The sequence below is a fragment of the Rheinheimera sp. genome (assembly GCF_965283995.1).
GTDB lineage: Bacteria > Pseudomonadota > Gammaproteobacteria > Enterobacterales > Alteromonadaceae > Pararheinheimera.
Window position 1 is genome coordinate 4,260,352 of sequence record NZ_CBDIQG010000001.1, and the last position, 14,288, is coordinate 4,274,639.

Here is a 14,288-nt window from a genome sequence, read left to right on the forward strand (position 1 = left end):
AATTGATTAAACTGGGCGCAGCGAAAAATTGATACTTTGCGTGGCTCCAATGCAGGCCACATGCGTAGTTACCAATGCACAGCGAGTGCTTTGGATTTGTAGTGGGAACTAGCTTCTCAGTGCTAAAGTCTGAAGTGATGCTCCGGATAGCTGAATCAATCAGATACATATTCTTGGTTGAAAGGACAAGATGAAAGCCACGGTACTCTTTATCGACGACGACCCCTTTATGCTCAAAGCGCTGGAGCGGATAGCCAGAATGTTGCGGCCAGATTGGCAAGTCTTGACTTGTCATGAGCCCAAAGTCTGGCAGGCCGCATGCGTGGATGTGCAACCCGATATCGTGTTTTGCGATTTTTTAATGCCCGGCTGCAAAGGGGATAAAGTTCTGGCTGAATGCAGAACAATGTACCCAAATTGTCTGAGAGTGCTGTTAACCGGTGACCTGAGTGAGGAGATTATCAGCGATGCGAGTCATGATGCGCATTTTGTGCTGAGCAAACCTTTTCAAAACGCCGATATTGATAGTGTCTTTGTTGCCCTCAGCAGATTGCTGAGTTTCAATCTACCCGATGCGCTGCGTGCTCAACTAACGAGTGGATTGCGCTTACCGGGCTTGCCGCTCATTGCCAGAAAAGTCCGGGCAAAAATCCGCCAGCCAGAGGTGAATATTCACGAAATTGCCGTCGTGATCTCGCAGGATACTGTGATTTCTGCGCGGTTGGTGCAGCTGGCAAATTCCGCGTTTTTAGGATTCAAACACCCGACACATTCGCTGGCCGTCTGTCTGATGCGGTTGGGGACTAGTCTGGTTGAAGTGATTGTGACGGCGATGGCTCTCGAATCGCATTTGCCTGAGCATGCGCATTACAGAGCTGCGAATGAAAAAGCGTTCCAGCAGGCAACCATCAGCCAGGTGCTGTCAGAGGCACAAGGGCTATGCCATGATGAGCAGGAAAAAATCTTCACCGCAGCCATTCTGTCGGGTTTAGGCCGGCTGGCAGCGTTAGCTCTTAAAGATCAACATGTGCAATTACCAGACTTGCTGTCTGGGATCAAAACTGAAGCGTTGTTAAGTTGGTACTTACTAACGTCCTGGGGCTATGAAGAGGATATCATTCAGCTGATCCTCGATAGCAAGAACGATAACTACCTGCAGCAAGACGAATCTGCATTAGTCCTCGCATTATCGGGTTATCTGGTTGATGGCATCAGCGATGAATATTTCAGGAATCTGATTGCGCAGCTTCCAGACAACGCATTAAAAAAAGCGCTGAAAGAATGGCCGAATTAGTGGTGAACCCCGATGTTTCATGCGTGCTGTAAGTTGCTGAAAAAACCTGCAGCAGCAAGGGGAGAGCGCGCTGCCACAGGTTACAGGTTAAAAGCGGGTTAGAACTGGTACTTCACTTCAACGCCGGCGGTGCGTGGCGGATTCAGTGACGTAATTGGCGTGCCGAGTACTGCTGCGGCGAAACCACCGATACCGCCGGTCATTTCGTTATCCGTCAGGTTTTTGCCAAAGACTGCGACTTCCCAATGGTCGCTGTTGCTTTGCCAGCTGATGCGCGCATTGAGATTTTTGCTGTCGGCAAAATAAGCCGGAATTTGTTTGGCAATGGCCAGAATGTCCGGGTCGTCGGCACGGGTGTTTTCTTCATAAACGTAGTCAACATGCACTTTCCATTGGCCGTCGCCAAAGGCCCAGTCTGGCGTCCAGTCGGCGGTCAGCGTGTAAGCATCGGCGCTGGAGTCTTTTTCGGTATCGGTGATTAAGTCGCCGTCGCCGTTATAAAACTGCTCCCAGCTGGATTCAGTTTTGCGGTATTCCGTGACCACACCCAGTTTCAGCGCGGGAGTCGCCTGCCAGTCGACAATCAGCTCCATGCCACGAATATCCTGGTCGCCGTTGATAATCAGCGGCACGGCGACGCCGTCGCCCGGCCTTTTACTGCTGACTGAACGCTGGCGGTTGGTCAGGTCCATATTGTAAATCGAGGTTTGTACCCGCACGCTTTGCCACAGTTCGGCTTTGTAGCCTAACTCGATATTTGTGACTTCTTCCGGCGCATAGGGATTGGCAGCAGATGTTGGGTCTAACGAATCATAACCACCTGATTTATAACCAGTTGAATAAGATAAAAACCACAGCTGATCTGCATCCGGCTGGAAGCGCACCACACCACGACCGGTCAGTTTGCTCCAGTCTTTGCTGGCTTTGAGATTCGTCACCAGCGGGAATAAAAACTCAGTCAGGCTTGGCAGTGACGCGCCAAACGAACGCTCGCGGATATCCCAACTGAAGTCTTTTTCATCGCGGCTATAGCGCAGGCCAGCGGTGAAGCCCCATTGGTCGTTGTACTGATAATCGACATCGGAATAGATGCCGTAGGAATTAAACACACCATTGTTGATGATGTCTTCACTCCACATCTTACCGGCGTAGGAAGGGCCAAAAATCTCGGCGATGCCAAGGCCACCGCCAATCAGCTGATAGGTCAGGTCGCCGGTGGCGCTGATCGCAGCCACCAGTTCCGGGCTGAAGGGTTCAGCGCCTAGCTGTTGCAGCAGACCGGCCACCGACGGGTCGACCATCGCCAGAATGCTCAGCACGCTGGCCCAGTCGGCCGGTTTCCAGATATGGTCAATCGGCAGGCCCATCTGACCCAATGCTTCGGCCGGCACGCCGGCTTGCATCAGGGCGCCACCGAGCATCTGGTTCAGGTTATCGCTGGTCAGCCGCGCAATGGTATCGGCGGTGATATCCAGCGTGGTGGTCTGATGCACGTTTTCTTTGCTGTAGGTGATACCGCCGACGTAGTTCAGCTTGTCGTGGCTGTAGTTGATTTGCAGCTCGTTATAGAAAATGTCTGAATCTTCGAAGTTAATGGTATCGAGATAACGGGTTTTATCGGCGGTGCCGTCGGCGTCATCGCGGCCTGACACTTGCCATTGCCGTTTACTGGAGATCAGTTTACCGGACCAGTCGCTATTAAATTCATGATTGATTTTTAACGTCCAGGCGTCCATGTCACGGCGCTCGTGGCCGTCTATCACATCGTTTTCGATGGTGCGGTCGAGCGGGTTCATGCTGTAGGCGTAGGGGCTCAGGCCGATGGCAGGTGAATAGCCCTGGTCCATGTCGTCATAGTCGTAACTGAGCTGGATTTTGGTGCTTTGAGTGGGTGTCCACAGAGCGGCAGCGCGGGCGGCCTGATGGTTGGCGTTGCCGAGTTCTTCGCCGCGATAATCTTGGTAGACGTTGTCGAGATAGCTGTCGCGCTGGTTCGACATCGCATTGATGCGGATCGCGAACTCGTCCGATAACGCGGTATTCGCCATGCCTTCAAACCGTTTTAAGCCATAGTCGCCGAGCGTACCTTTAACAAAGGCTTCGTCGCTTTGCTCTGGCCCGTTTGGCACCATGCTAACGACACCGGCCGCGGCGTTTTTGCCAAACAAAGTCCCTTGCGGGCCTTTTAATATTTCGATGCGCTGCATATCAGCAAACAACACACTTTGTGCGGCCCGCGGCAGATACACGTCGTCGTAGAAAATCGCGACCGACGGGTCGCCGCCGGTACTGATATTCGAGCTCGACACGCCGCGCATCGTCGCAGTCGCCTGGGCCACGCCGTCTTTACTGAATTTAAAGCCCGGCGTGTAGTCGGCGATATCGCCCAGCAGCACCGAGTTGGTTTCTTCTAAATCTTTGGCGGATACCGAATCGATAGCCACCGGCACATCCATCAGGTTTTGCACCCGTTTTTGTGCCGTGACAGTCATCACTTCGATTGCTGAGTCAGCGTTTTTGTCGTTGTTTTGTTGCTCTAACGCGTTGCTGGCCTGGCTGTACAGCGCACTGCTGCAGACCAGGCCGATGTAAAACGCCAGGGGAGTCTTCCTGTGTTGTTTGTTCACACCTGTCATCTCTGTTCTCCGGATTATTTTAGTTATGGTCGGCAGATACCGGTCTGCCTTGGGGGCCGAAAAGGCGCCCGCAAACGCAGTTGTCGCTACGACAACAACGCCGTGACACCGGCTTTCCCGATAATATCGGTGTGCAGGTTGAACGCAACAGAGCCACCGCCGGCCCCAGCTATTTGTAGCGAGGCCCGAAATGGCAGAAACATGGCGGCGATTTGGCCGCTGGCAAATAGGGAAACTCATACAGCACAAAGGTTACAGACTGGTTTAAGCCAGCACAGTCAGTCGGTTTCAGCAGCAATCAAACACGCTGAAATGCCGGTTTTTCGGCCCGATTTTGTACACTTTTGTACACTATTTTGTTTGCCGTGAACTGCTCGCCGACGCACCCTACAAACATCAAAAGCGCACCAGGAACTGATTCGGATCGCGCGGTGAATTCGCTGAACACATGCAGCATTGCATCGTCAGCGCAGTGATGACGGCACAGGAGTTGGCGTGAACATCTACAGATTTTGTTTCACTATGTTGTGGGCCTCTAGTGTGGTTGGTGCGGCCGGTGCTGCTGCGCAGGCCGCATTGCCGCTGTGCCAGAGCTGTCATCAGGCGGATGGCAGCGGCAACGCTGTGCTGCAGGCGCCGGCGCTGGCCGGTCAGCAGCAGGACTATTTACTGCGGCAGTTACAGCATTTTCAAACTGGCTTGCGTGGTGCCCACCCACAAGACACGACGGGGGCGCAGATGCGGGCGGCTCTGCCAACGAATTTATCCACAGACGAACTAACGGCGTTGGCCGGGCATTTTGCCGGGTTGCCGCTGCCGGCCAAAACCACGACGCAGCCAGCAGATCCGGTACAGGTCGACAAAGGCCGGCGTATTTACATCAATAGTTGCGGTGCTTGTCATGGCGCCAAAGCCGAAGGCGTTGCGGCACTGAAAGCGCCGTCGCTGCACCAACTCGATGCGGCTTATTTAACCCGTCAGCTCGAGTATTTCCGCACTGGCGTGCGCGGCAGCGATAAAACCGACAAACCGGGCCGGCAGATGGCGATGATGGCGCGCACCCTTCCTGGCGAGCAGGAGATCACTCAGGTGATTGCCTATATCAGGTCTTTGCCATGAAAAGCTGGCTGAGTCTTGCGCTGCTGTGCTGTGCTGTCCTGTGTCAGTTTGCAGCTGTCGCGGCAGCACCGCGGCTGGCCGGTGCCGGTTTTACCAGCGAGGATTTTTCTGGCGTCGCACCTGCGCCAATTCAGCTGTCAACGCAGTGTCCGCCCAGTTTCGAGCTGGTGGACCAGCAGTGCAAGCTGGTGAATCTGTATCAGCAATATGATTCGTTGCAGAACAAAGGCGTCGGTGGCACCAAAACTGCGTTGCCGGCCGCGCGCGATGGCTTTAGCCCGCAGCAGATTGACCTCGGCCGTTTCCTGTTTTTTGACCCGCTGTTATCTGCCAATAAACAACAAGCCTGCGCCAGCTGCCATCAGCCAGACAAAGGCTTTGCCGATGGCAAAGCCGTCAGTACCGGCGCTTTTGGTCAGCAGGGCAAACGCAGCGCACCAACTTTGTGGAATGTCGGCTTTTTGCAAAAACTGTTCTGGGACGGTCGCAGCCCCAGTCTGGAACAGCAAGCGGCCGGGCCTTTGTTTGCGCCCGATGAAATGGCCAATACGCCAGAAAAACTACTACATGATTTAAACGCCAATGCGGTATATCCGCGTTTGTTTGCTGAAGCTTTTGCAACGGCAGGGCCGATTGAGCTACCGCAGATCGTTACGGCGCTCGCCGCTTTTCAAAGTTCGTTAATTTCCCTCAATAGCCGCTATGACCACTATGCGCACGGCTTTCATCAGGCGCTGAATGAGACAGAAATCAAAGGCATGAATGTGTTCCGCTCTTTTGTTGCGCGCTGCGCCGAGTGCCATACGCCGCCGCTATTTACCAATCAGCAAATTGCCGTGATTGGCACGCCGGAACCTGAAGGCAAACCTTTTGATGTGGGTGCCGGCACCACTGAGGAAACCGCCAAACTGCGGGGTGGTTTTAAAGTGCCGACACTGCGTAATGTCGCGCTGACCGCGCCTTATATGCATTCCGGCCGTTTTACCAACTTAGAGGAAGCGGCCGAGTTCTACAGCAAAGGCCGGGGTCACGCCGTGCCAAAAGGCGAGAAGCTGCTACTGCATTGGCATATCTGGGAACCCAAATTAAGCGCGGCAGAAAATCAGCAAATTGCTGCGTTTTTGCAGACCTTAACCGATCAAAGCCTGACCCCGCAGTTGCCGCAGCAGCTGCCGTCCGGTTTGCCACTGCCGGCTGAAGTCAGACCGCAGCAGGCATCAGAACAAGCATCGCAACAGACACAACAAGCAATCAGCCAGGCCGCAGCATTGGCGACGAACGAACCACTGCATGGACACCCACTTCAAACAACACACCAAAACGGTCTGCAACGTGGACACCCACACCAAACAACTCAATCGGCCAAGGCGCAGAATTAGCGAAAAACGGGGAGCACAAATAATGAAAACAAACTGGATTTTGGCGGCACTATTGCCGGTCACTTTAGCCGGTGGGTATCTGTGGGGGCAAAAACCGCAGGCGCCGGCGGCCGTGGTGCAAGAAGCCAGCCTGCAAGTCAGTGGCGCCAATTCAGGTGTTAGCAGCAACGCGAAAAAGTCAGTGCTACCGGATACGCCGCCCGGCAAAGTGCATCAGGTCAAACCGGGCATGCTGATAATGGATGCGGTGAAAGCGGCCGCGCCGGGTGATGTGATCCAGGTCTGGCCGGGCGATTACGTTGAAACCGTCTACATCGACAAAGACGGCATCCGCTTAAGCGGCGTCATTATTGATGGCAAAAGACCGCGCTTGTTTGGTGAAGAACGCCTCAACGACGCCATTTTGTATTCAGGCAACAATATCCTGATTGAGAACTTCCTGATTACCAAATACAAAGGCAACGGCATCATGGGCCAGGCCGGTAATAACTTTGAAATTCGCAATAACATCATCGACGACACCGGCGTGTACGGCATTTTCCCGCAGCTCGGCGAAAACGGTCTGATTGAACACAATATTGTGTCTGGTATTGAAGATGCGGCGATTTATGTCGGCATGAGCGACCATATCCATGTCGCCAATAACGAAGTTTTCGACAGCGTGGCCGGTATTGAAATCGAAAACAGCCGCTATGCCGTGGTCGAAAACAACTTTGTCCATAACAACACCGGCGGCATTCTCGCCTTTGTTACGCCAGGCCTGCCAATTAAAGACACCCACACAGTCATTATCCGCAATAACTGGATCCGCAATAACAACACCGCCAACTTTGGTGCGCCGGGTTCGATGGTGTCGGGCATTCCGGCCGGCACCGGTATCCTGATCATGGCGGCGGATAATGTGATCGTTGAAGACAACCTGATCGTTGATAACAAAGTGGCCGGCATTATTATTACGGACCACGAAAATGCGCCCAATGCCTCGTTAGATCCGGAATCAGACCCGACGCCGGATAAAATCCAGCTGTTGAATAACCTGATGTATCACAACGGTTTTGACACAATTCCTGAAGCTAAAGTGCTGCTCGGTGCAGAACTGAAACAAGGCGAGCCGGATATTGTGCGGGTCGGTAAAGTGACACAAAGTTGTATCGCCAACCCGGAGCGTTATGTCACGGCAGGCGTCGGCGACTGGCCAGCCTGTAGTTTCACCAACACTGATACGGTTGTCAGTTATTTACTGGAAACACCGGCCGCGCCGCGCAACACCGCAACTGCTGACAAAGGCAAATACGCTTATCTTGGCATCTGTACCGGCTGCCACGCCTACACCGGCCGGCTGATTGGCCCACCGGTGCAAGTGATCCAATCGCTGTACATGGATGACCCGCAGGCGTTGGCCAACTTTATCGCCAACCCGGTGAAAAAACGCGAAGACTATCCGGCGATGCCAAAACAGGATTATCTCGACGCCGAAACCCGGCTGGCGGTGGCGAAATATATGCTGAGCGTGGAAAAGTAGGGGTTGCGAAGTTTTCAGAAAGGGCGTGCTTTTGCATGCCCTTTTTTTAGCAATGGACGGCGATCTGGAATGTGCCAATTGCGGACATTTGATGAGCCGTAGGGGTAGGCCTTGCGCCTACCCGTAGTCCGCGAAATTCGGGTAGGCGCAAGGCCTACCCCTACAACAGATCGGAGAGCCGCAACTCGCTCAAATCAGCCATCCCAAACGCCAACAAAGCCACCATCGGCAGCAGCGGAGTGAACGGTTTAGAGTGAGCGCTGGAGGCGCGACGGGCGAACATGGTGGTGGCGGTGCTGGCTTTGCCGCGACAAACGATCTCGCTGCAAAGTCGAAAACGAGACAAAGACTCAACAGTTGCCCATCAGAACCACCATCACGCCGTCAAAGTCTGCCGCAGTTTAATCAGCTGGTCGCGCAGCGCGTCAATCTCTGTCAACGTACTGCCGCAATTGATCGCGATATGCTGATTAATCTTCAGCGCTTCTTGCTGCATCGCGCGGCCCGCGTCGGTTAAGCGGATCTCCAGCGTGCGTTCGCTGTGTGGGCTGCGGGCGCGGATCAGTAAACCCATCTCCTGCATCCGTTTTAATACCGGGGTTAAGGCGCCGGATTCGGTATGCAGTTTTTCGGCGATATCGCGCAGGGCCACGCCGTCCTGTTGCCATAAAATCAGCATCACCAGATATTGCGGATAGGTCAGTCCAATATGTTCCAGCAGTGGTTTATAACTTTTAGTCATTGCCAGTGAAGCGGAATACAGCGCAAAACATAGCTGATTATCCAGATGCAAAGCGCTGGCTGGCCAGGCACAGCCGGGATCGATGAGCAGTGGTTTTAACTGCTTTGGCTCGGATTGGGACTTTTTTGCATCTGCCATTTCAATTCTCTTTTATCTGATTTATTCGCTCTGATGAAACAAGCCGGCAGTGCCGGCTTATCGGGAGCAGTGTCAAATCTGCCTTATTTCAGGTGCTGTTGCAACGCGCTGGCGGCATGGTCCAGCTGGGCCTGAACTGTCGGCACTGTGCTCAGCGGATTTAACAGACCAAAGTCGTGGATCATACCGTTATATCGCACCGAGGTCACGGTCACACCGGCCTGATCCAGTTTTATTGCATAAGCTTCACCTTCATCGCGCAGGACATCCAGCTCAGCAGTTTGTACCAGGGCTGGTGGTAAACCCTGCAACTGGGCAGTCGTGGCCCGCAGTGGCGACGCATAAATCTCGTTGCGCTCAGCCGGATTGGCGGTGTAGTTATCCCAGAACCAGTGCATCATATTGCGGGTCAGGAAGTAGCCTTGCTGGAACTGCTGATAAGAGCCGTTCTCAAAGCTGGCATCGGTCACCGGCCACATCAGCAGTTGGAATTTCAGCGCTGGCATGCCGGCCGCTTTGGCTTTCAGCGCGACCACTGCCGCCATATTGCCACCAACACTATTGCCGGCGACCGCTAAGCGTTTGCCATCGACCTTAATCTCTGCGCCATGTTCCGCCACCCATTTGGTTGCAGCATAGGCCTGATTAATCGCGGTCGGATATTTGCTTTCCGGTGATGGCGTGTAATCAACATACACAGCCGCTGCGCCGGAGCGGGCGACTAAATCACGGATCAAGCGTTCGTGGGTTGGGAAATCACCCAGTACCCAGCCACCGCCGTGGAAGAACATAAAGGCGGGCAACGTGCCTTTGCTACCGGCCGGGCGCACAATCACCAGTTTTAATTTCTGGCCATCGGCGACAATCCATTTTTCACTGACATCGGCTGCCGGTAAGGCGGCACCAGCTTGTGCGCCTGTTAACACGGCACGGGCGTCTTTTGGGCTTAACTGTTCCAGTGGTTTGCCACCGCCTTGTGCCAGGACATTTAAAAAGGCTTCGGTGTTCTTTTCTACGCCCGGGATCTCTGCAGCGTACAGAGTGTTACTACCAACGGCGCTCAGCAGGCCAAATGCGACAATGCTGTAACCAATAGATTTCTGTAAATTTTTCATCTCTTGCTCCGGTATTCAGTTCGCGGCCTGCGGCACGCCTTGGGTTAATGTTTGTTTATGCTGCTTCGATAAATATTATTGCGATAACTATTTACTGAAAAAAAATCCGTCCGGGACGGACGCTGGTTACACCAGCGTCAGACGGACTTGCAGTGAATTACGGGTCGCATTTGAGTACGGACATACCTGATGCGCTTTTTGCACTAAATCGTTTGCTACGTCGGCAGCAACACCTGGCAGGTCGATAAAGAGTTCAACATCCAGACCAAAACCGCCCGGGATTTGACCGATACCAACTTCAGCACGGATATTGGCGTCAGCAGGGATAACGATTTTACTCTGGCCAGCCACATATTTGACTGCGCTTAAGAAACAGGCTGAGTAGCCAGCAGCAAACAGTTGTTCCGGGTTAGTGGCTGCACCACCGGCACCACCCAGTTCACGTGGCGTGCTTAATTTCACATCCAGGTTGTTGTCGCTGGACACAGCGCGACCGTCACGGCCTGAAGTACTGGTTACAACTGCTTTATAGATAACTTGCATGATAGAGCTCCTGATTATGTTGATGGTTTCGCGTCTTGCGTATTTCGCAAAATATTATCGCGATAACTGTTTACCTAAAAAAACAACCTTTGTTTTGCTGTTGCCCGTATGGTGTTTACCGTGCCGCAGTCTGTTCACCAGGTCATTTGTGTTCTGGCTTGAGATAAAGATATCGCGATAATAGTTATCGCGCAAGCAAAATTTTTGTAATTTGAATGAATGCAGGTTATGTGTTTGATTATTAAGTAATAAATACTTTTGATTGCTGGGTTTGTTAGGTTGATCTGGCCTTACGGCTAGTTAAATATTGGCTTGGTAGCTTTTGCGGACATTAAAACTGGGATTCAGTGTACGGCGACGCTTTGCTCGCCGATACCTACTAATTCATTCGTAGCGTAGGTATCGGCCAGCGTCAGCGCCGCCGTACAGAACCTGTCAAACGATTGCAACTTGCCTCTGGACGCCAAGATGAACACGGATAGTGACGGCAGACGGCAGACGGCAGATGGCAGACGGCAGATGGCAGACGGCAGATGGCAGATGGCAGATGGCAGAGGGATAGAATGGGCGATTGCCAGCAAGCAATCGCCCAAACGGGAGCAGTTACAGCAGATTCGCAGCCAGATAGGCCAGCGCGTACGCGAGCAGGCCGTAACCGACGACTAGACCGACAGCGATCCGGTTGCTGCCGGTTTCGGCGCGGATGGTGGCGACTGTGGCGACACATTGCAGCGCCACCACGTAGAACAGTAACAGGCCAACACCGGCACCGAGCGCCAGGCCGTCGGCCTGAATATTGGCGGCAAGACCGGCGATGTTTTCGTCGGCACCGTCGATACCAAACAGCGTGCCCAGTGCACCAACAAAGACTTCACGTGCCAGGAAGGACATCAGAATTGCCACGCCATAACGCCAGTCGAGACCGAGCGGTGCAAATACCGGCTCAATAAAATGGCCAATCTGGCCTAAATAAGAATGCTCGAGGCCACCGGCGTCATGCGGGAAATAACCGAATAACCAAATCAGCACAGTCACGGCAAAAATCACCGGGCCTGAGCGATACACGAAGCTTTTCGCGGCGCTAATGACGCGCACAATCAGCGGTTTCCAGTGCGGCAGCCGGTAGTTCGGCAGCTCCAGAATAAACGGCATATCGGATTTTTCGTCGCGGCTTATCACAAACCGCGACAACATCAGGCTGACCAGCAGCGCAATGACAATCCCCATCATATATAAGCCAAAAAACGCCACGCCCTGCAAATTGACCAGTCCGCCCAGATAAGCGCGCTCCGGGATCAGCACCGAAATCAGCAAGGCATAGACCGGTAGCCGCGCCGAGCAGGCCATCAACGGAATGGTCATCATCGTGATTAAGCGTTTACGCGGCGATTCGATCGTGCGCGCCGCCATAATGGCCGGAATGGCACAGGCATGGCCGGATAAATACGGGATAAAACTGCGGCCGGACAAGCCGAAAAAACTCAAAGGCCGGTGGCAAATCAGCGCGGCCCGTGCGAGGTAACCACTGTCTTCCAGCAAACCGATGATCAGCGTCAGCATCATGATTTGCGGCACAAACACCAGGAATGATCCGACGCCACCAAAAATAGCGTCGTTAAGGAAATCGGTGGTGGTGCCTGCACCAATAAAGCCGGTGACGAACTGCGCCAAAGCGCCGATGCCGGCTTCCACCGCGTCCATCAAAGGCGCGGCGAGCGTGAAAATACTCTGGAATAACAAAAACATCACTGCCAAAAACGCCAGACCGCCGCTGAGGTTGTTCAGCATAAAGGCGTCGATGCGGTTTTGATTTTTCAGCACTAGGCTGGCCTGAATACCGTATTGACGGGACAGGCTTCGGCTCAGATCGCGTACTGCCTGCTCATCGCCATGATCGGCTGAAGGGACTGCCGGCTCAGCGGCACTGGCCAGCGCCAGCACGCCCTGGCGGAATTCGTGAATGCCCAATAAGGTTTTGGCCGAGATGGCAAACACCGGGCTGCCAAGTGCTGCACTGAGCGCGACGGTATCGAGCTGATGGCCAAAGCGCTGCAGTTCGTCGGCCATATTCAGCGCAAACACCACCGCTTTTTGCTGGCGGCGGGCCAATGCCTGCACCTGCAAACCAAACATCAGGCTGCTTTCCAGCCGCGTTGCATCCAGATTACAAATCACCAGTGCGGTGGCCGGATCCTGCAACGCGTCGTTCAGTTTACTGACGGCGATTTCTTCATCGCGCGACAAACTACTGAGTGAATAAGCGCCCGGATAATCAATCAATTCAAACTGTTCAAAGCGGCCGGATTTCAATTCGACCGTGACACCGGGGTAGTTCGCAACTTTCTGCCGTAAACCGGTCAGCTGATTAAATAACAGGCTTTTACCAGAATTGGGTTTGCCCACCAGAACGATTTTTTTCATCAGAAGCCTTTTATACAACGTGGCGCCAGTTGTCTGGACAAGGCGCTTTGAGTGTTGGCAGATCGGTTGATCTGAGCCAGCAAAAACTGTTTAGAGCTGCGGTTGGATCAGAATATGTTGGGCGACTTGCCGCTCCAGCGTGTAGACGCAGTCCTGGATCTGAACCACCAGCGGACCGTTAAACGGACCCCGACCCAGACTCAGCAGCTGTTGCCCCGGTTCCAGTCCCATTTCGCGTAACCGGTTGACGACCAGCGGATTTAACCCTGCCAGCAATTCAACGACTAAGACCGAGGCTTTTTTCGGCGCATCCCATAAGGTGTGCCGCACTGGCGTTTGGATAGCGGTGGTATGAGCATTCATCAGGCACAAACTCCCGGCAAGCTAAATGATAATAATTGTCATTGTCGCTAAATTAGCCGCCGAATTCAAACCCAATTTCTGTTTGTCGCGTTGAATGCCGTCAGGTGGGTGGCGAAAGACGCTGTGGCATGGATTGCTGCCGCAACAGATCCGAATCAATGCCCCTAGCAGGCGCCACAGTCAAATTACTGCTATAGATCAGTTTCATACTTCAGTGTTTGCAGGATAAACAAACACTTGTCTGCCGTGGAAGGCCCTACAGGTGTTGGCTGACCGGCCTCATTGCCTGCTCCAAACGAGGTTTTCATGAGAAAGATTGCAGCAGTTTTTTCTGTATTTACTGTGCTGTTATCCGCCGCAGCTCAGGCGGAACTGAGTTCCACAGTGACACTGACCAGTGACTATTTATTTAACGGGGTGACCCTGACCGACCACGACCCGGCATTGCAGCCTAGTCTGGACTGGAACAACGGCTCCGGTTTATACGCCGGTTTCTGGGCGTCTAATGTCAAGTTTGCCGACGGCACCGATCTGGAATTCGATGCGACTGTCGGCCACTGGTGGCAGCTGAATGACGATTGGCTGCTGGACGCCGGGATCGCGCAATACACCTATCATGGCTCCGACGGCGCGCAAAGCCGTGGTTTTAATTTTCCTGAGGCGTATCTGAAAATTGCTTATCGCAAAACCAAGTTATCTTATTGGTATGCCTCAGATTATTTTGGCGCTGGTGGTGGCCATTATATCGTCGCGCTCAATCATGGCATACCGCTTGGCTACGGAGAACTGTTGTTACAGGTTGACCGTTCTACTTCCACTCAAACCGATAAATTTATGCGTGACAATGACGGCACTTACCATCATTGGCGGCTGGCCTATCAGCAAGCGGCATGGGGGATGAATTTCCTGCTGGCGTTTGATGATACAGATCTTGAGTTACCGGTGCTGGGTGATGCCCGGCTGTCGCTCAGTGTCAGCAAAACTTTTCAGTGGTAACTGCCGTTTCTTAGCTTGGG

11 protein-coding genes are annotated in these 14,288 nt (G+C 53.4%); 5 read left to right on the forward strand and 6 right to left on the reverse strand.

Going from position 1 to position 14,288, the window contains the following annotated elements; genetic code table 11:
- Positions 1–190 precede the first annotated feature (190 nt).
- The gene (locus tag ACQ66Q_RS18860) at positions 191–1,294 is read left to right on the forward strand and encodes an HDOD domain-containing protein (RefSeq protein ID WP_430458197.1); all 1,104 of its coding nucleotides are present in this window, start codon (positions 191–193) and stop codon (positions 1,292–1,294) included.
- Positions 1,295–1,392: 98 nt separating this feature from the next.
- On the opposite strand, the gene ACQ66Q_RS18865 is transcribed toward ACQ66Q_RS18860, so the two are convergent.
- Positions 1,393–3,930 carry a TonB-dependent receptor gene (locus tag ACQ66Q_RS18865; RefSeq protein WP_430458198.1) on the reverse strand — a complete coding sequence of 846 codons (2,538 nt, stop codon included), beginning with the start codon at positions 3,928–3,930 and terminating at the stop codon, positions 1,393–1,395.
- A 495-nt stretch (positions 3,931–4,425) separates the two neighbouring features.
- Here ACQ66Q_RS18865 and ACQ66Q_RS18870 point away from each other — a divergent pair, with 495 nt between their 5' ends.
- Genes ACQ66Q_RS18870 through ACQ66Q_RS18880 form a run of 3 tightly spaced genes read left to right on the forward strand, consistent with a single transcriptional unit; the run spans position 4,426 to position 7,950 of the window.
- Positions 4,426–5,049 carry a c-type cytochrome gene (locus tag ACQ66Q_RS18870; protein WP_430458199.1) on the forward strand — a complete coding sequence of 208 codons (624 nt, stop codon included), beginning with the start codon at positions 4,426–4,428 and terminating at the stop codon, positions 5,047–5,049.
- Positions 5,046–6,428: a cytochrome-c peroxidase gene (locus ACQ66Q_RS18875; RefSeq protein ID WP_430458200.1), complete on the forward strand. Its 1,383-nt coding sequence runs from the start codon at positions 5,046–5,048 to the stop codon at positions 6,426–6,428. The genes ACQ66Q_RS18870 and ACQ66Q_RS18875 overlap by 4 nt, the downstream gene beginning before the upstream one ends.
- 22 nt (positions 6,429–6,450) lie before the next feature.
- A complete protein-coding gene (locus tag ACQ66Q_RS18880) occupies positions 6,451–7,950 on the forward strand; it encodes a parallel beta-helix domain-containing protein (protein WP_430458201.1) in 1,500 nt (499 codons plus the stop codon).
- Positions 7,951–8,326: 376 nt separating this feature from the next.
- On the opposite strand, the gene ACQ66Q_RS18885 is transcribed toward ACQ66Q_RS18880, so the two are convergent.
- The 5 genes from ACQ66Q_RS18885 to ACQ66Q_RS18905 form a co-directional block, all read right to left on the reverse strand.
- Complete coding sequence (locus ACQ66Q_RS18885; RefSeq protein WP_430458202.1) at positions 8,327–8,830, reverse strand: MarR family winged helix-turn-helix transcriptional regulator; 504 nt, start codon at positions 8,828–8,830, stop codon at positions 8,327–8,329.
- Between the two features lie 83 nt (positions 8,831–8,913).
- Positions 8,914–9,945 (reverse strand): alpha/beta hydrolase, encoded by a 1,032-nt coding sequence (locus ACQ66Q_RS18890; protein WP_430458203.1) that lies wholly within the window; start codon positions 9,943–9,945, stop codon positions 8,914–8,916.
- A gap of 126 nt (positions 9,946–10,071) precedes the next feature.
- Positions 10,072–10,488 carry an organic hydroperoxide resistance protein gene (locus tag ACQ66Q_RS18895; RefSeq protein ID WP_430458204.1) on the reverse strand — a complete coding sequence of 139 codons (417 nt, stop codon included), beginning with the start codon at positions 10,486–10,488 and terminating at the stop codon, positions 10,072–10,074.
- Positions 10,489–11,091: 603 nt separating this feature from the next.
- Positions 11,092–12,909: a ferrous iron transporter B gene (feoB, locus tag ACQ66Q_RS18900; RefSeq protein WP_430458205.1), complete on the reverse strand. Its 1,818-nt coding sequence runs from the start codon at positions 12,907–12,909 to the stop codon at positions 11,092–11,094.
- Between the two features lie 90 nt (positions 12,910–12,999).
- Positions 13,000–13,272, reverse strand: coding sequence for a FeoA family protein (locus ACQ66Q_RS18905; protein ID WP_430458206.1), 273 nt, complete (start codon positions 13,270–13,272; stop codon positions 13,000–13,002).
- Between the two features lie 306 nt (positions 13,273–13,578).
- On the opposite strand from ACQ66Q_RS18905, the gene ACQ66Q_RS18910 reads away from it, so the two are divergent.
- On the forward strand, positions 13,579–14,268 hold the full coding sequence (locus ACQ66Q_RS18910) for a TorF family putative porin (RefSeq protein WP_430458207.1): 690 nt from the start codon (positions 13,579–13,581) through the stop codon (positions 14,266–14,268).
- The last annotated feature ends 20 nt before the right edge of the window (positions 14,269–14,288 follow it).